The following is a 23,618-nucleotide window of genomic DNA, read 5'->3' as shown; positions in this document are numbered from 1 at the left end:
CCGACGCCCGATTGACCTCCTCGGAAGGTCAATCGGCGCCTAGTGTGGAGGCCATGGGAACCACCGAGAACACCGCGCCCGCACCCGCCGCCACGACGCCCGGCACGCCCCTGGAAGCCGTCCTGACCCGGCGGGCGGAGGCCGAGACCTGCGCCGACCCGAGCAGTGTGATGACCCTGCTGGCCGACTCCACCGGTACCGGCGGCGCCTTCACCAGCTACCGCTCCACCTTCGCCGAGGGCGCGGTGGGCGCCCCGGCGCACTTCCACACCCGGGCCTGGGAGCTGTTCTTCGTCCTCAGCGGCTCCCTCCGGGTGCTGGTGGGGGAGGAGATCACCGTCCTGGGGGCGGGCGACTTCCTGGCGGTGCCCCCGCACACTCCGCACGCCTTCGCGGCGGCGCCGGGAGCCGAGGCCGACGTGCTGTTCGTCTTCACCCCCGGCATGGGCAGGTTCGACTACCTGCGCCTGCTCGGCCGGGTGATGCGCGGCGAGGCCGACCCGCGGGAGATCGCCGAGTCCGCGGAGCGCTTCGACAACCACTATGTGGACAGCCCCGTCTGGCGGGCCGCCCTGGCCGCCTCGGCGTGACGCACGCCGCCACCCCGGCCGGCACCGCGGCGGACACGGCCCGACCGGCGCGCCCGGTCCGGGCGCCGGGTGCGGGGCCCGCCGCCCGGGGCGGAGCGCCCCGGCCGCCGGTCAGCCCTGCCGTGGCTTGATCACGACCTGGCCGGAGTCGAGGTCTATCGGTCCGCGCCCCGGATCGCCGTCACCCTGGTCCTCCCGAGTGAGTTCCAGCCGGTTGCGCTCCTCGTCGGTGTGCCTGCGTCCCGGTGCGAACAGCTGCTCCATGAGGTTGAACACGAGTCCCTCGTCTCCCTGTGCGTGCGCGCCGGGTGGGCCGCCGTCCAGTGTAGGCATCCGGGTGCCGGAACGGGCCCGGTGCGGGGGCGGGCCGGCGGCCGCGGCTCAGGTGACGTCGAGGAGGAGGATCCGGTCGTCCTTGCCGCCGGGCTCGCCGCGGCCGTCGGTGTTGCTGGTGACCAGCCACAGGCCGCCGCCGTCGTCGGTGGCGACCACGGTCCGCAGCCGTCCGTACTTCCCGTCGAGGAAGGCCGCCGGCTCGGCCACCGGCGCGTCCCCCTTCAGCGGGACGCGCCACAGCCGCTCCCCGCGCAGCCCGGCCAGCCAGACCGACCCCTTCGCGAAGGCGATCCCGCTGGGCGAGGCGTCCTCCGGCTTCCACTGCCCCACCGGGTCGACGAAGCCCTCACCGGCGCCGTCCTCGGCCTCGCCCTCGACCTCGGGCCAGCCGTAGTTGCCGTCCGGCCGGATGAGGTTCAGCTCGTCCCAGGTGTCCTGCCCGAACTCCGAGGCCCACAGCCGCTTGGCGCGGTCCCACGCCAGCCCCTGCACATTGCGGTGGCCGTAGGAGTACACCACCGAACCGGGGTCCGGGTTGTCCTCCGCCGGCTGCCCGTCCGGCGTCATCCGAAGGATCTTGCCGCCCAGCGACTCCTTGTCCTGCGCCAGCGCCCGGTCGCCGGCCTCGCCGGTGCCCGCGTAGAGCATCTTGTCCGGGCCGAAGGCGATCCGCCCGCCGTTGTGCACCGCGCCCTTGGGAATGGCCTTGAACACGGTGTCCGGGGCGCCGAGCTGGTCGCCCGCCGGTCGCCCGCTGTCGTACAGCATGCGGGCGATGCGGTTGTCGGACCGGGTGGTGAAGTAGGCGTACACCATGTGGTCGGAGCTGAAGTCGGGGGAGAGGGCGATCCCCAGCAGCCCGCCCTCGCCTTCCGGGGCCACCCCGGCCACCGTGCCCACCTCGGTCTTCCGGCCGCCCTCCCGCGACACCCGGAAGATCTTGCCGGTGTCCCGCGAGGAGACCAGCAGGTCCCCGTCCGGCAGCGGCGCGAGCCCCCAGGGGCTCTCGATGCCGGACGCGACGGTACGCACCACCTTCGCCGAGCCCTTCTCCGGTGCGCCGGACTCGGTCGGCGACGGCCGGCCGGACGGGCCGGTGGTGCGGGAGGCGCCGGGGCTGCCGCTCCGCTCCCGCCCGCCCGCCGGGTCGTCCCCGTCGGAGGAGCAGCCCGCCGCCAGCAGTGCGGCGGCGACGAGCAGGGCGGACACGGCAGGACGTCGCACGGTCGGTTCCTCTCGGTGGCGTGGCGGCGCCGGTAGGCGGCACTGCCTCTTATACACCGGACGGCCCCGGCCGGCGTCCGGATACCGCCCCCCGGTGCGCACGGTGGTCAGTCCCAGGAGTCCAGCGCCGCGGGCAGGGCCGCGATCTCCGCGAAGTCCGCGTCGTCCAGGGCGAGTCCGGCGGCGGCGCAGTTCTCCACGACCCACCGCTCGCGCTTGGTGCCCGGCACCGGCACCACATGGCCGCCCTGGCCGAGCAGCCAGGCCAGCGCCACCTGGGCCGCCGTGACCCGCTCGCCGTGCCGCCGGGCCACCCGGCGCAGACCGGCCACGATCGGCTGGTTGGCGGCCATCATCTCGGCGGTGAACCGCGGGTGCCGGGCCCGGACGTCGTCCGGCTCGAATCCCTGACCCGGGGTCAGGGTTCCGCCGAGGAAACCGTTCCCCAGCGGCATCGCGGCGAGGAAACCCACACCCCGGGCGGCGCACCAGGGCACCAGCGCGTCCAGCGCGTCCGGCGACCACACCGACAGCTCGGCCTGGACGGCGGCCACCGGGAAGATCTGCTGCAGCCGCTCCAGTTGGCGGATGGTGGCGTGGTGGGTGCCGTGCCGGCCGGGGGTGACCGCGCCCCGGCGGTGGACGCGCATGGTGCCCTTCTGGAAGGCGCACAGCCCCAGCGCCCGCACCTTCCCCGCCGCCACCAGCTCCGCCATCGCCCCCCAGGTCTCCTCCACCGGGACCTCCGGATCGGCCCGGTGCAGCTGGTAGAGGTCGATCACGTCGGTCCCCAGCCGGCGCAGCGAGGCGTCGCAGGCGCGTTTGACGTAGCCGGGCCGTCCGTTGGCGACGATGTGGTTCTCGCCCACCAGGAGCCCGCACTTGGTGGCCACGAACGCGTCCCCGCGCCGTTCCCTGAGGACCCGCCCGACCAGCCGCTCGTTGGTGAACGGCCCGTACATGTCGGCGGTGTCGAGCAGGCTCGCACCCAGGTCGAGCGCGGTGTGCAAGGCGCGCAAGGAACTCTCGCCGTTCCGCTGTGAGGCGGTGTACGCCCAGCTCATGGGCATGCACCCGAGGCCGATCGCGCCCACCTCCAGCGCCGTCGCCCCGATCGTCCTGCGCTCCACCTGGCCTGACCCCTCCCGTTCCGCGACTCCCAAACTAACGTCTGAGTCCCGGCCGCCTTCGCATAGCCTCCTGGCATGAGCGCAGATCACAGCGGCGTGCGCCGCACCGAGCGGTCCGAGCGGCCCACCGGCCCGGGCGGCCCCGACCCGACGGGCGGCCCGGAGCGGCCCCTGGTGTGGCTGCCGTTCCCGCCCGACGGGATCGGCGGCCTGCCGGACGGGCTGGAGTACGCCCACTGGGACGGCGGCGCGGAGTTCCCCACCGACCCCGCCCGCTGCGCGTTCTACTGCGTCCCGTACATGAAGGGCGCCGAGGTCTCCCGGCGGCCGCTGTCCGCGATGACCTCGGTACGCGTCATCCAGACCCTCACCGCGGGCGTGGACGACATGCAGCCCGCGCTGGCGGACCTCCCGCCGGGGGTGCGGCTGTGCAACGCCCGCGGGGTGCACGACGCGTCCACCGCGGAACTCGCGCTGGCGCTGGTGCTGGCGGCGCTGCGGGACATCCCCGGCTTCGTGCGCGCCCAGGACGCCGGCCGGTGGCAGCCGGGCTTCCGGCCGGCGCTCGCCGACAAGTCCGTACTCGTCGTGGGGTACGGAGGGGTCGGCAGGGCGATCGAGGACCGGCTGGTGCCCTTCGAGTGTGAGCGGGTCGTGCGCGTCGCGCGCTCCGCCCGTGTCACCGAGCGCGGCCCCGTGCACCCGGTCGGCGCGCTGCCGGAGCTGCTGCCGGACGCCGATGTGGTGGTGTTGTGCACCCCGCTCACCGATACCACACGCGGCCTGGTGGACGCGGGTTTCCTGGGGCGGATGAAGGACGGTGCGCTGCTGGTGAATGTGGCCCGTGGGCCGGTGGTGGACACCGAGGCGCTGCTCGCCGAACTGAGGTCCGGCCGGCTGCGTGCCGCGCTCGATGTCACCGACCCCGAACCGCTCCCGGCCGGGCATCCGCTGTGGCACGCTCCTGGGGTACTCGTCACCCCGCATGTGGGAGGTCCGTCCTCGGCCTTCCTGCCGCGCGCCGTCCGGCTGCTGCGCGGGCAGTTGGAGCGGTTCGCGGCGGGGGAGCCGCCGCTGCACGTCGTCGCCACCACCGGCTGACCCGGGGCCGTCCCCGGCGGGTCTCGGCCGAGGGCCGCCCGGCCCCGGAAGCCGGCCGCGGGCCCCGGCCGGATCCGGGTCGGAATCCCGGCCGGATCCCGGTCGGAATCCCGGCCGGAGACGGTCCGGGGGTGTCCCCGCGGCGGTCGCGGGGGCACCCTCAGGGCGCCCCGAAGTGGCGGTGGTTGCCACTGGCACCACGTACAGAGACCGTCCGGATGCGTTCCGTATCCGTAAACACTCCTCACGATTACGCTCCGTAGATGACCTATGTCCCTGTGTGACCGGTTGGTGTATTGTCCCGAGCGGGGGCTGCGCCTGATACCGGACGGCGGCAGCGAAGGACCGGAACGTGAGGGGGGCGACGGGCGATGGACAGTCGATGGATCAACGACCCGACGCGACTCAGGCAGCGACGGCGGCACTCCCCCGCCCTCGCGCGACGCGTGGCGCACCGGCCGGACATACGGAGGCCGGCGACCCGGGGGGCCGTCCGGTGAGCGCCGCCGGAGCCGTCCTCCCCCGCCCGTCGGTGGCCTCCGGCGGCGGTCTGGGGCTGCTGCGACAGCTCCTGATCGCGCTCGTCTGCGGCGGCTACGCGGCCGGCGCCCTGCTCGGCTGGGGGTCGGCCGAACTCGCCATGATCATGGGCGACTTCGGACTCAGCGCCGCCGCGTTCGGCGCCGCCGTCTCCTGCTTCTGGTACAGCCGGACCCGTTTCGGCCGGTGCCGCCCCGCCTGGACGCTCTTCGCCGTCTCCTCGCTCATGGCGGGCCTGGGCAACGGTGTGTGGGGCTGGTACGAGGTGGTCCTCGACCGCCCGGTGCCGCCCATGTCGCTCGCCGACTTCTGCTTCCTGCTCTTCGCCCCGCCCGCCATCGTCGGGCTGCTGGTGCTCGCCAAGCGCCCGGTCAACCGGGCCGGGTGGGTCTGCCTGGGGCTGGACGCCTGGCTGATCGCGGGCTCGCTGCTCACCCTGTGCTGGAGCCTCGCCCTGGCGCACCGCGGCCAGCTGGGCGAGGAGGGCGCCGGGGTGGCGCGCACCGCGCTCTCCCTGGCCTACCCGCTGCTGGACATCGTGCTGGTGAGCATGGTGCTGGCGCTGCACCGCAGTCGCACCTCGGTCAACCGCTCCTCGATCAACACCGCGATCGGGGCGCTCGCCCTGACGGTGGTGTGCGACGCGCTGTTCACCCTCCCGGTGCTGCGGGAGCACTACCGCTCCGGCGAGATGCTGGACGCCGGCTGGTTCGCCGGCTCGGTGCTGCTGGGCTGCGCGCCGTGGGCCGCCGCCCGGTCCCGCGCCGCGAACCGGCCGTCGCCCGCCCCGCCCGCCCCGCCGGTCCGCCCGTCATCGCTGAGCAGGCCGATCACCGGATCGCTCGCCGCGCTCGCGCCGTACCTGGCCGTCGCCGTCTGCACCCTGGGCGTGCTCTACAACGTGCTGGACGGCCGCCCGGTCGACGGCACGGTGATCTTCACCGCGTGCGCGGTGGTGCTCGCGCTCGTGGTCCGCCAGGCCATCATGCTGCTGGACAACCTCACCCTCACCCATGAGCTGGCGCAGAAGGAGAACCACTTCCGCTCCCTGGTGCAGAGCTCCAGCGATGTGATCATGATCGCCGCTCCGACCGGGGTGCTGCGCTACGTCAGCCCCGCCGCCTCCGGTGTCTACGGACGCGACGCGGACGAACTCGTCGGTTCCGAACTCGCCTCCCTCATCCACCCGGAGGACCTCGGCGCGGTGCTGCACGAGGTCCGGCGCTTCCTGGCCTCCTCACCCGGCGAGGAGCCCACCACCCGTATCGAGTGCAGGTTCCGCTCCGGCGCCGGAGAATGGCTCAACGTCGAGTCGACCGTCAACCGGCACCACGGCGGGCTGATCCTCAACAGCCGCGACGTGACCGAGCGGGTGCGGCTGCAGGCCCAGCTCCAGCACAACGCCGAGCACGACCCGCTCACCGACCTGCCCAACCGCGCCCTGTTCACCAGGCGGGTCCGGCACGCGCTGGCCGGTCGCCGCCGCACCGACGTCGGCACCGCCGTGCTCTACATCGACCTCGACGGCTTCAAGGCGGTCAACGACACCGTGGGCCACCAGGCCGGCGACGAACTGCTGGTCCAGGCCGCCCGCCGGCTCCAGGAGTCGGTCCGTTCCGGCTCCGGTGACTGCGCCGCCCGGCTCGGCGGGGACGAGTTCGCCGCCCTGATCGTGGGGGACGGCGACGACGACCCGGCCGCCCGCGAGTGCCGCATCCTGGAGATCGCCGACCGGCTGCGGGTCGCGCTGTCCCAGCCGTACCGGGTGGAGGGCGGCACCGAGGTGCGGGTGGCCGCGAGCATCGGGGTGGCCTTCGCCGAGCCGGGCATAGGCCCCGGCGCCCTGATGCGCAACGCCGATCTGGCCATGTACCGGGCCAAGTCCGCCGGCAAGAACCGGGTCGAGCTCTACGCCCCGCAGATGCAGGCGGAGGTGGCCCGCCGCGCCGAGCTGGCCACCCGGCTGCGCACCGCGCTGAACGACGGCGAGTTCGTGCTGCTCCACCAGCCGATCGCCGAGCTCGGCACCGGCCGGATCGCGGCGCTCGCCGCGCAGCCCCGCTGGCGCTCCGCGCAGGGCATCCTCTTCACCCCGGCGGAGTTCCTGCGGGTCGCGGCGGGCGGCCGCGGCGACAACGGACCGGAGGAGGCCGCCAGGGCCGCCGAACTGACCCGGTGGATGCTCCAGGAGGCCGTGGAGCAGGCCGCCCGGCGCCGTCAGGCGGGTCATCCGGTACCGGTGTCGGTACGGCTCCCGGCGAGCCGCCTGGTGGACCGCTCCATGCCGCCGCGGAGCGTGGAGACGCTGCTCGCGCGGTACGGACTGCCGTCCGGTTCGCTCATCCTGGAGCTGACCGACTCCGACCCCCGGGTCCCGCTGGACGAACTGGAGCACCGGCTGGGCGCGCTGCGGCGGCTGGGCGTCCGGATCGCCCTGGACGGGTTCGGCAGCGGCTACGCGGCCATCCGGGCACTGCGCCGGCTCCCCGTCGACATCCTGAAACTGGACTGCGGGCTGGTGGAGGGGGTGGTGGAGTCCTCCCGGCTGCACAAGATCACCTCCGGACTGCTGCGGATCGCCGGGGACCTGGGCATGCAGTCGGTGGCCGAGGGCGTGGACCTGCCGGAGCAGATCGACGCCCTGCGCGCCATGGGCTGCACGCACGCCCAGGGGATGGCGTTCTCCGGGCCGCTGGACGAGCACCGGCTGCGCCGGGCGCTGGTCCGGGGCGGCTTCGAGGTGCCCCGGGTGGAGGAGCCGGTGCTGGTGGGCGGAGCCCTGCCGGTGCGTCCCTCCGGCGGTGGGCACGGCGCCGTGCCGCACCTCGCGGCGCCGCACGGCGGGCGGCGCCCGGAGGCGCACACCCGTACGCCATTGCGCTCAAATACTGAGACCCCCGTCCCACCCACTTGACACCCACCCCGCGTCGGGGGGAGGGTCGATGCCATGCGCACCCGAATTCTCGTACTTGGAAAGCGCGTCGGCTGAAGCAGGGCATCATGCAGCCCTGCGGACCCTCCCCGACGCGCTCCCCTCGCTTGCCTCACGGCACGGGGGGTTTTTTGTTGCACCAGAACCCTGCAAAACCCCGCAAAACCCCTGGCGGGAGCCAACCACCGGGCCCCGCACACACCCTCGTCTTCGAGAAGAGAACGCAGATGACCGAGCAGGCCTCCGGGTCCCACCATCCGCAGCCGCGGGCCCGTAGCGGCGGGCAGCAGCAGCCCGCGACCGTCGAGCACGTCACGGGCGCGCAGTCCCTCATCCGCTCGCTGGAGGAGGTCGGGGCGGACACCGTGTTCGGCATTCCGGGCGGCGCGATCCTCCCGGCGTACGACCCGATGATGGACTCCTCGAAGGTCCGCCACGTCCTGGTCCGCCACGAGCAGGGCGCCGGGCACGCCGCCACCGGCTACGCGCAGGCCACCGGCAAGGTCGGCGTCTGCATGGCCACCTCCGGACCGGGCGCCACCAACCTGGTCACCCCGATCGCCGACGCGCACATGGACTCCGTCCCGCTGGTCGCCATCACCGGCCAGGTCGCCAGCAAGGCGATCGGCACCGACGCCTTCCAGGAGGCGGACATCTGCGGCATCACGATGCCGATCACCAAGCACAACTTCCTGGTCACCAGGGCCGAGGAGATCCCGCGGACCATCGCCGAGGCGTTCCACATCGCCTCCACCGGCCGCCCCGGGCCGGTGCTGGTCGACATCGCCAAGGACGCCCTGCAGGCGAAGACCACCTTCGTCTGGCCGCCGCAGACCGACCTGCCCGGCTACCGCCCGGTGACCAAGCCGCACGCCAAGCAGATCCGCGAGGCCGCCCGGCTGATCACCCAGTCCCGGCGCCCGGTGCTGTACGTCGGCGGTGGCGTGATGAAGGCCGGCGCCACCGCGGAGCTGAAGGTGCTCGCCGAACTGACCGGCGCACCGGTCACCACCACCCTGATGGCGCTCGGCTCCTTCCCCGACACCCACCCGCAGCACATCGGCATGCCCGGTATGCACGGCTCGGTGGCCGCCGTCACCGCCCTGCAGAAGTCCGACCTGATCGTGGCGCTGGGCGCCCGCTTCGACGACCGGGTCACCGGCAAGCTCGACTCGTTCGCCCCGTTCGCCAAGGTGGTGCACGCCGACATCGACCCGGCGGAGATCGGCAAGAACCGCGTCGCCGACGTGCCGATCGTCGGTGACGCCCGCGAGGTCATCGCCGACCTGGTGGTCGCGGTCCAGGCCGAGCTGGACGCCGGGAACACCGGCGGGTACGCCCAGGACCGGTACGCCGAGTGGTGGCGCGACCTGAACCGGTGGCGCGAGACCTACCCGCTCGGCTACGACCTCCCCGAGGACGGCAGCCTCTCCCCGCAGCAGGTCATCGAGCGGATCGGCCAGCTCGCTCCGGAGGGCACCATCTTCGCGGCCGGGGTCGGCCAGCACCAGATGTGGGCCTCGCACTTCATCGACTACGAGCAGCCCGCCACCTGGCTGAACTCCGGCGGCGCGGGCACCATGGGCTACGCGGTGCCGGCCGCGATGGGCGCCAAGGCCGGCAAGCCGGACCGCACCGTCTGGGCGATCGACGGCGACGGCTGCTTCCAGATGACCAACCAGGAGCTGGTCACCTGCGCGCTGAACAACATCCCGATCAAGGTCGCGATCATCAACAACGGCGCCCTGGGCATGGTCCGGCAGTGGCAGACCCTCTTCTACAACCAGCGCTACTCCAACACGGTGCTGCACTCCGGCCCGGACGCGGACGGCAAGGCGCCGAGCGCCGGCACCCGGGTCCCGGACTTCGTGAAGCTGTCCGAGGCGATGGGGTGCGTGGCGATGCGCTGCGAGGACCCGGCGGAGCTGGACAAGGTCATCGCCGAGGCCAACGCCATCAACGACCGGCCGGTGGTGGTGGACTTCATCGTCCACGAGGACGCGATGGTCTGGCCGATGGTCGCCGCGGGCACCTCCAACGACGAGATCCAGGCGGCGCTCGGCGTCCGCCCGGACTTCGGTGACAACGAAGACGACTGAGAGAGACGACCCAAGGCCATGTCCAAGCACACGCTCTCCGTCCTGGTGGAGAACACCCCCGGCATCCTCGCCCGGATCGCCGCGCTCTTCTCCCGCCGCGGTTTCAACATCGACTCGCTCGCCGTCGGCGTCACCGAGCACCCCGACATCTCCCGCATCACCATCGTGGTGAACGTCGAGGAGCTGCCGCTGGAGCAGGTCACCAAGCAGCTCAACAAGCTCGTCAACGTGCTGAAGATCGTCGAGCTGGAGGACAGCGCGGCGATCCAGCGGGAACTCGTCCTGGTGAAGGTCCGGGCCGACAACGAGACCCGCTCCCAGATCGTCGAGATCGTCCAGCTCTTCCGCGCCAAGACGGTGGACGTCTCGCCGGAGGCGGTGACCATCGAGGCCACCGGCGGCAGCGACAAGCTCGAGGCCATGCTCAAGATGCTGGAGCCGTACGGCATCAAGGAGTTGGTGCAGTCCGGCACCATCGCCATAGGGCGCGGCGCCCGCTCCATCACCGACCGCAGCCTGCGGGCCCTGGACCGGTCCGCCTGAACCGGATCCGTGCGGGCCGCCACCGGGTGGCCCGCACGGCCGGAGACCGCGGACCGCATGGCGAGACCGCGACCCCCTTTCCGCCCGCCCGACATACGGTGGGACGCACAACCCGACCCGCCCGAAACTAGGAGACATCCGAAGTGGCCGAGCTGTTCTACGACGACGACGCCGACCTGTCCATCATCCAGGGCCGCAAGGTCGCGGTCCTGGGCTACGGCAGCCAGGGCCACGCCCACGCGCTGTCGCTGCGCGACTCCGGGGTCGACGTGCGGGTCGGCCTGCACGAGGGCTCCAAGTCCAAGGCCAAGGCCGAGGAGCAGGGGCTCCGGGTGGTCAGCCCCGCGGAGGCGGCCGCCGAGGCCGACGTCATCATGATCCTGGTCCCGGACCCGATCCAGGCCAAGGTCTACGAGGAGTCCGTGAAGGACAACCTGAAGGACGGCGACGCGCTGTTCTTCGGCCACGGCCTCAACATCCGCTTCGGCTTCATCAAGCCGCCGGCCGGCGTGGACGTCTGCATGGTCGCCCCCAAGGGCCCGGGCCACCTGGTCCGCCGCCAGTACGAGGAGGGCCGCGGCGTGCCGTGCATCGCGGCCGTCGAGCAGGACGCCACCGGCTCCGGCTTCCCGCTGGCGCTGTCCTACGCCAAGGCGATCGGCGGCACCCGCGCCGGCGTCATCAAGACCACCTTCACCGAGGAGACCGAGACCGACCTCTTCGGCGAGCAGGCGGTGCTCTGCGGCGGCACCAGCGCCCTGGTCAAGGCCGGCTTCGAGACCCTGGTCGAGGCCGGGTACCAGCCGGAGATCGCGTACTTCGAGTGCCTGCACGAGCTGAAGCTCATCGTGGACCTGATGTACGAGGGCGGTCTGGAGAAGATGCGCTGGTCGGTCTCGGAGACCGCCGAGTGGGGCGACTACGTCACCGGTCCGCGGATCATCACCGAGCAGACCAAGGCCGAGATGAAGAAGGTGCTCGCCGAGATCCAGGACGGCACCTTCGCCAACCGGTGGATGGAGGAGTACCACTCCGGTCTGCCGAAGTACAACGAGTACAAGAACGCCGACGGCAACCACCTGCTGGAGACCACCGGCAAGGAGCTGCGCAAGCTCATGAGCTGGGTCGACGAAGAGGCGTGAGCCTGCCGGGAGCGCCCCGCTCCCGGTGCGGCCGGCCCGGCGCGGGGGCGACCCGCGCCGGTGCCGCCCGCGCTCGCGCGACCGGCACGCCGCCCGTGGGGCGGGCCCTCCCCGGGCCCGCCCCACGGCCGTGCCCGGCGCCGGGAGCCGCCGTGCGCGGACCCGTGACCGCCGCCATGTCCGGCGCGTCCAGCCCCGTGCGAGTGATCCTGCCGGATCGGCACAAGACTCCGGGCCGGGCGCCACTACACTGCTTTCCACAAGCGCGTTCAGGCTCACAGTGTCGTGCGTCTTCCACGCGGCTGCCCCCTTCACCGCCTTCGGCCGTCGGGACGGCCGTCTCCTCCCTGGCCCTTCGGGGGGCGGGAGGGGCCACCAGGACAAGTGAGGACTGAGACCCCGTGAGCACTGCTTCGTCCAGCAAGCCTGTCGTACTCATCGCGGAAGAGCTGTCGCCGGCCACGGTCGACGCCCTGGGCCCGGACTTCGAGATCCGGACCTGCAACGGCGCGGACCGCGCCGAGCTGATCCCCGCCATCGCCGACGTCGACGCGATCCTGGTGCGCAGCGCCACCAAGGTCGACGCCGAGGCCATCGCCGCCGCCCGGAAACTGAAGGTCGTCGCCCGCGCCGGTGTCGGCCTGGACAACGTGGACGTCGCCGCCGCCACCAAGGCCGGCGTGATGGTCGTCAACGCACCGACCTCCAACATCGTGACCGCCGCCGAGCTGGCCTGCGGTCTGCTGGTCGCCACCGCCCGGAACATCCCGCAGGCCAACGCCGCGCTGAAGAACGGCGAGTGGAAGCGGAGCAAGTACACCGGCGTGGAGCTGAGCGAGAAGACCCTCGGCGTGGTCGGCCTCGGCCGCATCGGCGTCCTGGTCGCCCAGCGGATGTCCGCGTTCGGGATGAAGATCGTCGCCTACGACCCCTACGTGCAGCCCGCCCGGGCCGCCCAGATGGGCGTCAAGCTGCTCACCCTGGACGAGCTGCTGGCGGTCTCCGACTTCATCACCGTGCACCTGCCCAAGACGCCGGAGACGGTGGGCCTGATCGGCGACGAGGCGCTGCACAAGGTCAAGCCGGAGGTGCGCATCGTCAACGCCGCCCGGGGCGGGATCGTCGACGAGCAGGCGCTGGCGAGCGCGCTCAAGGAGGGCCGGGTCGCCGCCGCGGGCCTGGACGTCTTCGCCAAGGAGCCGTGCACCGACTCGCCGCTCTTCGAGTTCGACAACGTGGTGGCCACCCCGCACCTGGGCGCGTCCACCGGCGAGGCACAGGAGAAGGCCGGTATCGCCGTCGCCCGCTCGGTGCGGCTGGCGCTCGCCGGCGAGCTGGTGCCGGACGCGGTCAACGTGCAGGGCGGGGTGATCGCCGAGGACGTGCGCCCGGGGCTGCCGCTCGCCGAGAAGCTGGGCCGCATCTTCACCGCGCTGGCGGGCGAGGTCGCGGTGCGGCTCGACGTGGAGGTGTACGGCGAGATCACCCAGCACGACGTCAAGGTGCTGGAACTCTCCGCGCTCAAGGGCGTCTTCGAGGACATCGTGGACGAGACGGTCTCCTATGTGAACGCCCCGCTCTTCGCGCAGGAGCGCGGTGTCGAGGTGCGGCTCACCACCAGCTCGGAGTCGCCCGAGCACCGCAACGTGGTGACCGTGCGCGGCACCCTCGGGGACGGCAGCGAGGTCGCGATCTCCGGCACCCTGGCCGGTGTGAAGCACGTGCAGAAGATCGTCGCGGTCGGGGACCACGACGTGGACCTGGCGCTCGCGGACCACATGGCCTTCTTCCACTACACCGACAAGCCCGGTGTGGTCGGCACGCTCGGCCGGATCCTCGGCGAGGCGGGCATCAACATCGCCGGCATGCAGGTCTCCCGGGCCACCCCGGGCGGTGCGGCGCTGGTCGCGCTCACCGTGGACGACACCATCCCGGCGGCCGTGCTCGGTGAGATCGCCGACGACATCGGCGCCACCGTGGCCCGCTCGGTGAACCTGGTCGGCTGACCGCCCACCGGCAGCCCGCCGGCGAGCGGCCGGCGCGCCGCCGGGACGACGACGAGGGCCCGGCCTCCGCACTCGCGGGGGCCGGGCCCTCGCGCATGCCGGGAACCGCTTCCGGGCGGGCCGGGCGCGGGCACCCCGTCTCCGCGCATGTTATTCACCGCGTGTTGAATTATGCCGCGGCGCGGATTAGGCTGACTGTCAGGTGGAGGAAATTCCTCCACCTGGGTGGCCGTGCCGCCGCCCGCTCCGCCGAGGAGGTGGCCATGCGCGCAGTCGCCCGGCGCAACCGCGAACAGATCCTGCTCGCGGCCCGCGAGATCTTCGCCGACCAGGGACCGGACGCACCGCTGGACGCCGTCGCCCGCCGGGCCGGCGTCGGGATCGCCACCCTCTACCGGCGCTTCCCCGACCGCGACGAGCTGGTCAAGGCGGTGGCCTTCGACGTGCTCACCGCGCTGGCCCGGGCCGCGGGGGAGTGCCTGCGGCGTGAGCCGGACCCGGCCGAGGCGCTGCGCGGCTTCATGCACGCGGCACTGGACCTCAAGGTCGGCTCGGTGATGCCCGCGCTCCTCGGCCGGATCGACATCGGGCGGCTCCTCGCCGACCTCGACGGCGACGCGGTCGAACCGGTGCAGGAGATCCTCGCCCGGGCCCAGCGGGACGGTCTGATCCGCCCCGATGCCGCGCTGGGCGACATCACCTTCATGATCATCCGCTTGACGCGGCCACTGCCCGGCGGCGACTTCCCGCACGACGCCGAGCTGGCCCACCGGCACCTCGACATCTACCTCGACGGCCTGCGCGCCGCCGGGGCGCGGCGCCCGGCCGCCGGGCTGCCCGGCCCGGTGGTCGACGCCGAGGGGTTCCGGCGGCTGCGCGCCCGGGTGGCCGGGCGCGCAGCCGCCGAAGGCCCCGGGTCCGCCGAGGCGCCCGACGAGGCATAACCGCCCGCCTCCCGGAGTCCGGCGCCGTCACCGCCGCCCCGCAGTCCTCTCCCGCCTCCCGAAAGGCAGCTCCGCCATGAGCACCGACACCCCGCCCGCGGCCCCGGCCGGCCGCTGGTCGGCCCTGGTCTTCATCGGCCTGGCCCAGCTGATGATCGTTCTCGACATCACCATCGTGAACATCGCCCTGCCCTCCGCACAGGCCGATCTCGGCGTCTCCGACGGCGACCGGCAGTGGGTCATCACCGCCTACACCCTGGCCTTCGGCAGTCTGCTGCTGCTCGGTGGCCGCATCGCCGACCACACCGGCCGCAGGCGCGCCTTCCTCATCGGGCTCACCGGCTTCGCCCTGGCCTCCGCGCTCGGCGGCGCGGCGCCCGACTTCGGGGTGCTGCTGGCGGCCCGCGCGCTGCAGGGCGTGTTCGCGGCGCTGCTCGCCCCCGCCGCGCTCTCGCTGCTCGCGGTGAGCTTCACCGAACCGGGGGAGCGGGCGAAGGCGTTCGGCATCTTCGGTGCCATCGCCGCGGGCGGCGGCGCGATCGGCCTGGTGCTGGGCGGGGTGCTGACCGAGTACCTCGACTGGCGCTGGTGCCTGTACGTCAACGTGCCCATCGCGGTCGTCGCCGCCTTCGGCCGGTACGTGCTGCCCGCCGACAGCCGGGACGGCACCGGGCGGGCCCGGCCGGACGTGGCCGGGGCGGTCCTCGCGGTGTCCGGCCTGGTGGCCGTGGTCTACGGGTGCAGCGAGGCCGAAGCCGAAGGCTGGGACTCCGCCGCGGTCGGCGGACTGCTCGCCCTCGGCGCGGTGCTGCTGGTCGCCTTCGTCCTGGTGGAACGCCGGGTCGCGCGGCCCCTGCTGCCGCTGCGCGTGGTGGTGGACCGCACCCGCGGATCGGCCTATCTGGCGGTCGGGATGTCCGTGGTCGGCATGTTCGCGATGTTCCTCTTCCTGACGTACTACATGCAGCTCGTCAAGGGCTACTCCGCGATGCTCACCGGGGTGGCCTTCCTGCCGATGACCGCGGCGGTGCTGGTCGCCGCGGGCGGTGTCGCCTCCCGGCTGCTGCCCAGGGTGCCGCCGCGCGCCCTGATCGCCCCCGGGCTGCTGACCGCGGCCACCGGGGTGGCGCTGCTGGTGCCGCTGGAGCCCGGCAGCTCCTACGCCACCGGGGTGCTGCCGGCCGAGCTCCTGGTGGGCTTCGGGATGGGGCTGGTGATGGCCCCCGCCATGAACTACGCCACCCACGGGGTGGGGCCGGCGGAGGCCGGGATCGCGTCCGCCACCGTCAACACCGCGCAGCAGATCGGCGGTTCGATCGGCACCGCGCTGCTGAACACCGTCGCCACCAGCGCCACCGCCGACCGGCTGGCCGGCGACCGGCGGCCGATGACCCCGGACCTGCGGAACGCGGCCCTGGTCGAGGGCTTCTCCGAGGCGTTCGTCTGGGGCGCGGTGATCCTCGCGACGGCGGCCGTGCTGGTCGCCGTGCTGATGAACACCCCGCGCCCGAAGCGGCGGCCCGCGGGTGCGGCGGCCGAACCGGTGATGACGCACCTGGGCTGAGCGGCGCGTGCCGCCCGCACGCCGGCCGCACCGGACGGGCCGGGGTCCTGTGGACCCCGGCCCGTCCGGTCACCGCGTCCGGGCCGGGGCGGGCCCGGCGGCTGGGGTCAGTCGCGGGGCGGGTAGGGGCTGTGCATGGTGAGCCGGCGGATCTCCAGGTCGGTGGTGAGGTACTCCATGCGCCGCTGCCAGAAGTCGGTCAGGTGCGGCAGCGCGAGGTGGGCGTCGAGGTCCTCCTTGGAGCGCCACGCCTCGTAGAAGACGAAGACGCCCGGCTCGTCCCGGTCCTCGTGGAAGTGGTACTCCAGGCAGCCGGGCTCCGCGCGGGTCGGGGCGACGAACGACAGCAGCAGTTCCTTGAGCTCCGCGGCGCGTTCGGGCTTGGGGCGGGCGAATCCGACGAGGCTGTACGGCGTGGTCACAGGGGGCTCCGGGCGGTCGGGGACGGGTTCGGTGACGACCACCAGGTACGAAGAATCTCGTACCTGGTGGTCGTGGTGACCGTAGTCGTCGTGAAGGTACGAGGCAAATCGAACCTAGAGGGGTCGTCCGGTCCGGTCCGGGGCGGCGCGGCGACCGGGCGGCGGTGCGGCCGGTGCGCGCACCGGCGCCGGTCCCTCGCTGACCCGGCGCGGGCCCGGCGCCGGACCGGGCCCGGCTCGCCCCGCGGTGCCGTTCAGTCCGCCAGCCGGGCGCTCTTCAGCGCGATGTGCAGCAGCAGCCGGTCCTCGCCCGCGTCGAGATCGAGGCCGGTGAGCTGCTCCACCCGGGACAGCCGGTAGTAGAGCGTCTGCCGGTGGATGCCGAGCGCCGCGGCGGCCCGGCCCGCCTGGCCCGCGCAGTCCAGGAACACCTCGACGGTGCGCGCCAGTTCGGCATGCGCATGTCCCAGCAGGGGCCGGACCGCCGGGTCCGGCGCGGCCCCGGGCAGCTCGGTCAGCACCCGGTACGGCCCGATCTCCGACCACTGCGCCACCGGCCCCAGGCCCTCCTCGGCGTGCGCGGCCCGGGCGGCGGCCCGCGCCTCCCGCCAGGCGTCGGGCAGCTCGTCCAGCCCCCGCCGCGGATCACTGACGCCCGCCGTCACGGCGGCCGGGAACTCCGCGGACCGGCCGCCCGCCGGCTGCGGGGCGCGCAGCAGTTGCTCCCCCGCGGTGCGGGCCGGCTCCAGCGCGCCGGCCGTCCGCAGTCTGACCAGCGCCGCCAGCGCCCCGGTACGCCGGGAGCCCGCGGCGGACCGGCCGCCCGCGTCCCCGCCGCCGGCCGCGGCCGGCACCGCGCACAGGGCGGCCACCCCGGGCACATGGGGCGGCGAACCGGCGCCGGAGTCCTCGTCCGGGTCCGGCTCCCAGGGGGTGACCGCCACCATCGCCAGCGGGCCGTCGGCCACCCCGCGCAGCGCCCGCCTGAGGCCCGCGCGCGCCGCGTCCCGTCCCGCGGCCGGGCCGGTGAGCAGCTCCCGCAGCAGCTCGCCGACCTCCGCGTCGGCCCGTGCCTCGGACGCCAGCAGCGCGCCGATGCGCGCCGCGGTCTCCATCGCCTGGGCCAGCCGCGGGTCCGGCGGCACCCCCGGGCCGCCGAGTTCCAGATCGGACAGGTGTCCGTAGTCCAGCAGCCACACATAGCCGCGCACCACGCCGCGGTGGAGGGCGGGCAGGCAGATCCGGCCCATGAACACCCCGGCCGCCGGGTCCGGCGGGATGCGCAGCGGCGCCTGGGCGCGGGCGATTCCGAAACCCTCGAACCAGGCCCGTACCGCGGCGGTGGACCGGCGTTGCAGGATGGACCGGGTGCGCACGGGGTCCAGCGCCAGCTCCCCGATGTCCCCCTCGCTGTCGTGCGCCCCGAACGCGATCAGCGCGAAGTCCCGGTCCTCCAGGGTGGCCGGCGCCCCGAGGGTGGCCGAGATCTCGTCCACCAGCTGCTGATAGTCACCGCGCATCCGCCGCGCCGCTCCCTTCCCGTCACCTTCGACCGGTCACACTGCCTGGACTGTGCCCCGGAACGCCGTCCGGCAGGCCCCGGAGCGCCTCCGTCCGGGTCGTTCCGGAGCGGCTCGGCGTGGTCCCTGACCCCCTCCGCGCCACCTCGGCCACTATTGTCATACATCTGTCTGAGATCTCGGCCACCAACGCGTGACAGCTGTCGATGGCCTCTGATCGGAGGGATCCTTAGGTTTCACGGTGGCTCATTTTGACCGCCACGGTCCCACCGCCGCGGTCACCCGTGAACACCACATCGGAGGTGCCCCGTGCTGGGTCCCGTGTTGCTCGCCGCATCGCGCAGCGACGCCATTCGCCGTATCGTCTCGGCCGCGCCGGTCACCCGCCCGATGGTGGACCGCTTCGTGGCCGGTGAGCGGCTGGCCGAGTCCATGTCGGCCGTCCGGTCGCTGAGCGGCCGCGGTCTGGAGGTGACCCTGGACCACCTCGGCGAGGACATCACCGACCCGGTCGAGGCGCTGCGCAACCGCGATGCCTACCTGGCACTGGCCGAGGCCCTCAAGGGCGAGGGCCTGGGCGCGCGGGCCGAGATGTCGGTGAAGCTCTCCGCCTTCGGGCAGGCGCTGCGCGGCGGCCACGACCTGGCGCTGGCCAACGTCACCCCGGTGGTCGAGGCGGCGGCCGAGGCGGGCACCACCGTGACCCTGGACATGGAGGACCACACCACGGTCGACTCCACCCTGGCCATCCTGGGCGAGCTGCGGAAGCGCTTCCCGGAGACCGGCGCGGTGGTCCAGTCGTACCTCTTCCGCACCGAGGACGACTGCCACGCACTGGCCGGGGAAGGCTCGCGGGTGCGGCTGGTGAAGGGCGCGTACAAGGAGCCCGCCAGCGTCGCGTTCCAGGACAAGCGCGAGGTGGACCTGGCGTACGTGCGCTGCCTGAAGATCCTGATGGCGGGCAAGGGCTACCCGATGATCGGCTCGCACGACCCGCGGCTGATCTCCATCGCGCAGGAGCTGGGCCGGCGCCACGGCCGCAAGCTGGACGAGTACGAGTTCCAGATGCTGTACGGCATCCGCGAGGCGGAGCAGGAGCGACTGGTGGCCGAAGGCCACCGTATGCGGGTTTACATCCCGTATGGCACAGACTGGTATGGGTACTTCATGCGGCGTCTCGCCGAGCGTCCCGCCAACCTCATGTTCTTCCTGCGGTCGCTGGTCAGCCGCGGCTGACCGGTGGACGCTTCCCGCCCCGACTCACGAACGAAGGAGACACGGCAACCATGGACGCTGTGACCCAGGTCCCCGTGCCGGCGAACGAGCCGGTGCACACCTACGCTCCGGGCAGCGCCGAGCGTGCCCGTCTGGAGACGAAGCTCAAGGAGCTCGCGCAGAACCCGATCGACCTGCCGATGACCATCGGCGGTGAGAAGCGGATGGGTGGCGGTGAGCGCTTCGACGTGGTGCAGCCGCACAACCACTCCGCCGTTCTCGGGACCTACGCCAACGCCACCCAGGCGGACGCGCAGGACGCGATCGACGCCGCCCTGGCCGCGGCCCCGGCCTGGCGGGCGCTGAGCTTCGACGACCGCGCGGCGATCATCCTGAAGGCCGCCGACCTGCTCGCCGGCCCGTGGCGCGAGACCCTCGCCGCGTCGACCATGCTCGGCCAGTCCAAGACCGCCCAGCAGGCCGAGATCGACACCCCCTGCGAGCTGGTGGACTTCTGGCGCTTCAACGTCCACTTCGCCCGCCAGATCCTCGCCGAGCAGCCGATCGCGAACTCGCCGGGCGTGTGGAACCGCAGCGACCACCGGCCGCTGGAGGGCTTCGTCTACGCGATCACGCCCTTCAACTTCACCGCCATCGCGGGCAACCTGCCCACCGCCCCCGCCCTGATGGGCAACGTGGTGGTCTGGAAGCCGTCCCCGACGCAGACCCACGCCGCCGTGCTGCTGATGCAGCTGCTGGAGGAGGCGGGCCTGCCCAAGGGCGTCATCAACCTGGTGACCGGTGACGGCAAGGACGTCTCCGAGGTGGCGCTGAACCACCCGGACCTGGCCGGTATCCACTTCACCGGCTCGACCAGGACCTTCCAGTACCTGTGGAAGACGGTCGGCAACAACATCGAGAAGTACAAGACCTACCCGCGGCTGGTCGGCGAGACCGGCGGCAAGGACTTCATCGTCGCCCACCCGTCGGCCGACCGGGCGGTGCTGAAGACCGCGATGACCCGCGGCGCCTTCGAGTTCCAGGGCCAGAAGTGCTCCGCCGCCTCCCGCGCCTACGTCCCGCGCTCGCTGTGGGAGAACGGCTTCAAGGAGGAGTTCGCGGCCGAGGTCGACTCGCTCACCATGGGTGACGTCAGCGACCTGGCGAACTTCATGAGCGCGGTCATCGACGAGCGGTCGTTCGCCAAGAACAAGGCGGCGATCGACCGGGCCAAGTCCGACCCGACCATCGAGGTCGTCGCCGGCGGCAGCTACGACGACAGCGAGGGCTACTTCGTCCGTCCGACGGTCCTGGTCTCCACCGACCCGGAGAACGAGATCTTCAAGGACGAGTACTTCGGCCCCATCCTGGGTGTCTTCGTCTACGACGACGAGAAGTACGACGAGATGCTGGAGCAGATGGAGTCGGCGTCCGCGTACGGCCTGACCGGCTGCGTCATCGCGCGGGACCGGGCCGCCGCCGCGGAGACCTGCGAGAAGCTGCGCTTCGCCGCGGGCAACTTCTACATCAACGACAAGCCCACCGGCGCCGTGGTCGGCCAGCAGCCGTTCGGCGGTGGCCGCGCCTCCGGCACCAACGACAAGGCGGGCGCCAAGCAGAACCTGATGCGCTGGACCTCGACCCGCTCCATCAAGGAGACCCTGGTCCCGCCGACGGACTACCGCTACCCGCACATGGGCTGAGCGTCCCCGTCCCGGGGTGGCGCCCCGCGGTCCGCTCGCCCTCCGGGGCCGCGAGGCCGCGAGACGCTGACTCCGCACCGCCCCCGCCCGGTCCGCCGGGCGGGGGCGGTGGTGCGTCCGGGGCCCGGGTTGGCAGCTTCCGGGCAATGGCGTGGACGCTCGTCGTTCCACGGTGCTAACGTCTGGCAAGCATGTTAGGTGAGTTTCACCTTAGTTAACACCGCTCACCTCACGGGGGGCGGCGCGCGACCGCGCGTGTCCGCCACGCGCAGGCCGGGGCCGGACGGGGGTCGGCCCCATGCCGCACCGGGGCCACCCGGACGGCAGCGGCGCGCGGCGGAGCGCGGGGACGGCGGAGTGTGCGTCGAAGCACCCGGCGTCCCGCACGGACCGGCCCGGCGCGCATCGCGGGAGCCCGGCGGTGGCGACCGCGTCGAGCGGCGGTGCGCCGCCCGCGTCTCAGATAGTAGGAAGTCCGAGTAATTGGGCAGACAGCTCGGCCGCGCTGGCTTACGTTGGTGGAAGCCGAACGTCTCGCTCCAACCAGCGACGGCGGTTGCGGCCCGGTGCGGAACGCAGGTGATCCCTGCCGCACCCCGGCCCCCGCCCATTCCGGCATCCACCTTCTCGGGGCTCACCGCATGAGGAGACGTGCACATGGCCGAGACAGCTGCCCACAGGACCCCCGCCCGCAACGCACTGTTCGCCGGAGGGGTGTCCACCGGACGTCGCCGCAGGGGCGACGACACCGACCGCAAGAACGCCGCCGCCGCGCTGCAGCGCGCCCTCGACCGCCGGGACAACGGCGGCGACTGGGGACATCTGCCGCCCGCCTGAGGGCGTGAACCCCGCAGCCGCGCCCGGCTGAGGGGCCGCGCCGCCGCTCCGCGGCCGGTACCGGCGGCCCTCAGCCCGAGCGGCGGACCGTGAAGTGGTCGACCCGCTCGCCGGACTCGGCGAGCGCGGTCACCCGCATGGCCGGACGGCTTCCCGGCTCCACCTCGACCGAGAGGAACGAGAAGCCGGTGTAGCGCACCCGCGACCACGCCACGGTGTCCGGGTCCTTCTCCCGCTCCTCGGTCCAGTGGTAGGTGTCCACCTCGTCCCGGTCCTTCTCATGGCCCTGGTAGCTGTCGGGCGCCCCGAAGGAGTAGAGCTTCGCGCCCGCGCCGCCCGCCGTCACGTACACGGTGCCGTCGACCGCCGGGTCGGTGCTGCCGCCGGAGGGGACCTTCCGGCCGACCGCGCCGGCCCGCAGGGCGTCGGTCCGCTCGTAGACGTGGTTGTGCCCGTTGACCACCAGATCCACCCGGTGCCGGTCGAACAGCGGTACCCAGGCGTCGCGGACCCCGCCGTCCGAGGCGTGCGCGCTGGTCGTGGAGTAGGCGCAGTGGTGGAAGAACACGACGACGAAATCCACCTCCGGGGTCCGCCGCAGCCGGGCCAGCCGGCGGTCCAGCCACCGGGTCTGCGCGCCGCCGGAGATCCCCCGGTTGGCGGGGATCTCGTAGCTCACGTCGTTGGCGTCCAGCGCGACCACCCCGACGTTGCCGTAGACGAACGAGTAGGCGCCCGGGACCCCGCGCGGATCGGGCCCGGACTCCGGGAGCGACCAGCGGGCGAGCTGCCCGCCGTAGCCGTCGGGGGAGTACCACGCCTCCATGTCGTGGTTGCCGGTCGTCACCATCCACGGCACCCGGGCCGCCACCGACTCGGTCTGCGCCAGGAACTGGTCCCACAGCCGGGCGTCGTAGACGTCGGACGTCTCGCCGTGCCCGGTGGAGTCCGCGTAGCAGAGGTCCCCGGCGTGCAGGTGGAACGCCGGGTCCCGGCCCAGGATCAGCTGGTCGTTGGCGAGCGCGTGGTAGCTGATGCCCTGGTCGCCGAAGGCGGTGAAGGTGAACTTCCCGGGCCGGGCCGGGGCGGTCCGGAACGTCCCGACCGCACCGTGGCGGCGCGGGTCGGCCGGGTCGGACCCCTCGTGCCCCACGCCGTAGTAGTAGGTGGTGCCGGGGCGCAGCCCGTCCAGCGCCGCGTGCAGGTAGTACTGGTCCACCGCGGGCAGCCGCTCGCTCAGCGGCGGCGTGTGCAGATGGCGCACCTCCGCCTCGATCCGGCGGCCGAGGTCCCACGGTTCCAGGCCCACCCGGACGAACGGCTTGCGCACCGCCACCGGCACCTGCCAGGAGATCCGCATCTGGGTGCGGGGATCGGCGCCGAACGCCAGATGCCGGCCGAACGGCGCCACCAGGGAGCCGTCCACCCGGGTCGCGGACGGCGAGGGCAGCAGCGTGGGGGCGGGGCGGGACGGGGAGCCGGCGCCGCAGGCGGCGCCGCCGAGCAGCCCGGCGCCCGCGACGGCGCCCGCCCCCGCGGCCGACGCCCGCAGCATCCGGCGGCGGGAGAACCGCGCCCGCAGCAGGGCGTGCTGCTCGGCCATCGGCAGCCGGCCCGCCAGCTCGTCCGGGATGCCGGTGCGGGGGAGATCGGCGGGGCCGCCGGAGCGTTCCCCGCGGCCCGCCTTCCAGGGTGTCGCAGCCATGCGCCCGAATTTCCCAGGGGCGGCGGACGTCCCGGGGTATTCCAGGTGAACGCATGTCGTACGAC

Annotated in this window: 18 protein-coding genes; 12 read left to right on the top strand and 6 right to left on the bottom strand. The window is 73.2% G+C overall.

From position 1 onward, the window contains the following. Window positions 1-53 precede the first annotated feature (53 nt). The gene (locus tag ACH4B3_RS00915) at window positions 54-590 is read left to right on the top strand and encodes a cupin domain-containing protein (RefSeq protein WP_398460567.1); all 537 of its coding nucleotides are present in this window, start codon (window positions 54-56) and stop codon (window positions 588-590) included. Window positions 591-701: 111 nt separating this feature from the next. Here ACH4B3_RS00915 and ACH4B3_RS00910 read toward each other — a convergent pair whose 3' ends face one another. From ACH4B3_RS00910 to ACH4B3_RS00900, 3 genes are all read right to left on the bottom strand, one after another. Then, window positions 702-866: a DUF6191 domain-containing protein gene (locus ACH4B3_RS00910; protein ID WP_398460566.1), complete on the bottom strand. Its 165-nt coding sequence runs from the start codon at window positions 864-866 to the stop codon at window positions 702-704. Between the two features lie 105 nt (window positions 867-971). Continuing rightward, a complete protein-coding gene (locus ACH4B3_RS00905; RefSeq protein WP_398460565.1) occupies window positions 972-2,150 on the bottom strand; it encodes a PQQ-dependent sugar dehydrogenase in 1,179 nt (392 codons plus the stop codon). 107 nt (window positions 2,151-2,257) lie between these two features. After that, window positions 2,258-3,280 (bottom strand): aldo/keto reductase, encoded by a 1,023-nt coding sequence (locus ACH4B3_RS00900; RefSeq protein WP_398460564.1) that lies wholly within the window; start codon window positions 3,278-3,280, stop codon window positions 2,258-2,260. A 75-nt stretch (window positions 3,281-3,355) separates the two neighbouring features. Here ACH4B3_RS00900 and ACH4B3_RS00895 point away from each other — a divergent pair, with 75 nt between their 5' ends. The 8 genes from ACH4B3_RS00895 to ACH4B3_RS00860 all read left to right on the top strand — a co-directional run bounded on the left by ACH4B3_RS00895 (window position 3,356) and on the right by ACH4B3_RS00860 (window position 16,151). Then, on the top strand, window positions 3,356-4,381 hold the full coding sequence (locus ACH4B3_RS00895; RefSeq protein ID WP_398460563.1) for a 2-hydroxyacid dehydrogenase: 1,026 nt from the start codon (window positions 3,356-3,358) through the stop codon (window positions 4,379-4,381). A gap of 496 nt (window positions 4,382-4,877) precedes the next feature. After that, window positions 4,878-7,835 (top strand): putative bifunctional diguanylate cyclase/phosphodiesterase, encoded by a 2,958-nt coding sequence (locus tag ACH4B3_RS00890; RefSeq protein WP_398460562.1) that lies wholly within the window; start codon window positions 4,878-4,880, stop codon window positions 7,833-7,835. Between the two features lie 245 nt (window positions 7,836-8,080). Beyond that, window positions 8,081-9,952, top strand: coding sequence for an acetolactate synthase large subunit (locus ACH4B3_RS00885; RefSeq protein WP_398460561.1), 1,872 nt, complete (start codon window positions 8,081-8,083; stop codon window positions 9,950-9,952). A gap of 18 nt (window positions 9,953-9,970) precedes the next feature. Then, a complete protein-coding gene (gene ilvN, locus ACH4B3_RS00880; protein WP_398460560.1) occupies window positions 9,971-10,495 on the top strand; it encodes an acetolactate synthase small subunit in 525 nt (174 codons plus the stop codon). A 143-nt stretch (window positions 10,496-10,638) separates the two neighbouring features. Continuing rightward, window positions 10,639-11,637, top strand: coding sequence for a ketol-acid reductoisomerase (gene ilvC, locus ACH4B3_RS00875; RefSeq protein ID WP_398460559.1), 999 nt, complete (start codon window positions 10,639-10,641; stop codon window positions 11,635-11,637). Between the two features lie 401 nt (window positions 11,638-12,038). Continuing rightward, entirely contained in the window at window positions 12,039-13,643 is a 1,605-nt protein-coding gene (gene serA, locus ACH4B3_RS00870; protein ID WP_398460558.1) for a phosphoglycerate dehydrogenase, read from the top strand. 263 nt (window positions 13,644-13,906) lie between these two features. Next, entirely contained in the window at window positions 13,907-14,587 is a 681-nt protein-coding gene (locus ACH4B3_RS00865) for a TetR/AcrR family transcriptional regulator (RefSeq protein WP_398460557.1), read from the top strand. Window positions 14,588-14,663: 76 nt separating this feature from the next. Continuing rightward, entirely contained in the window at window positions 14,664-16,151 is a 1,488-nt protein-coding gene (locus ACH4B3_RS00860; RefSeq protein WP_398460556.1) for an MFS transporter, read from the top strand. Window positions 16,152-16,258: 107 nt separating this feature from the next. Here the strand turns inward: ACH4B3_RS00860 and ACH4B3_RS00855 are convergent, their stop codons facing one another. After that, the gene (locus ACH4B3_RS00855) at window positions 16,259-16,573 is read right to left on the bottom strand and encodes a putative quinol monooxygenase (RefSeq protein ID WP_398460555.1); all 315 of its coding nucleotides are present in this window, start codon (window positions 16,571-16,573) and stop codon (window positions 16,259-16,261) included. Between the two features lie 254 nt (window positions 16,574-16,827). Next, window positions 16,828-18,093 carry a PucR family transcriptional regulator gene (locus ACH4B3_RS00850; protein WP_398460554.1) on the bottom strand — a complete coding sequence of 422 codons (1,266 nt, stop codon included), beginning with the start codon at window positions 18,091-18,093 and terminating at the stop codon, window positions 16,828-16,830. A gap of 309 nt (window positions 18,094-18,402) precedes the next feature. Here ACH4B3_RS00850 and ACH4B3_RS00845 point away from each other — a divergent pair, with 309 nt between their 5' ends. The 3 genes from ACH4B3_RS00845 (at window position 18,403) to ACH4B3_RS00835 (ending at window position 21,848) form a co-directional block, all read left to right on the top strand. After that, a complete protein-coding gene (locus ACH4B3_RS00845) occupies window positions 18,403-19,329 on the top strand; it encodes a proline dehydrogenase family protein (protein ID WP_398460553.1) in 927 nt (308 codons plus the stop codon). A 50-nt stretch (window positions 19,330-19,379) separates the two neighbouring features. Next, on the top strand, window positions 19,380-21,011 hold the full coding sequence (pruA, locus tag ACH4B3_RS00840) for an L-glutamate gamma-semialdehyde dehydrogenase (protein ID WP_398460552.1): 1,632 nt from the start codon (window positions 19,380-19,382) through the stop codon (window positions 21,009-21,011). 657 nt (window positions 21,012-21,668) lie between these two features. Then, window positions 21,669-21,848 (top strand): hypothetical protein, encoded by a 180-nt coding sequence (locus tag ACH4B3_RS00835; protein WP_398461602.1) that lies wholly within the window; start codon window positions 21,669-21,671, stop codon window positions 21,846-21,848. 70 nt (window positions 21,849-21,918) lie between these two features. Here ACH4B3_RS00835 and ACH4B3_RS00830 read toward each other — a convergent pair whose 3' ends face one another. Then, window positions 21,919-23,553, bottom strand: a complete 1,635-nt coding sequence (locus ACH4B3_RS00830) for a purple acid phosphatase family protein (RefSeq protein ID WP_398460551.1) — start codon at window positions 23,551-23,553, stop codon at window positions 21,919-21,921. Window positions 23,554-23,618 lie beyond the last annotated feature (65 nt).

Origin of the sequence: Streptomyces sp. NPDC018031 (genome assembly GCF_044327625.1) — a bacterium.
Lineage (GTDB): Bacteria > Actinomycetota > Actinomycetes > Streptomycetales > Streptomycetaceae > Streptomyces.
The sequence above is the reverse complement of the archived record's forward strand: the minus strand, read 5'-3'. Positions and strand labels throughout refer to the sequence as shown.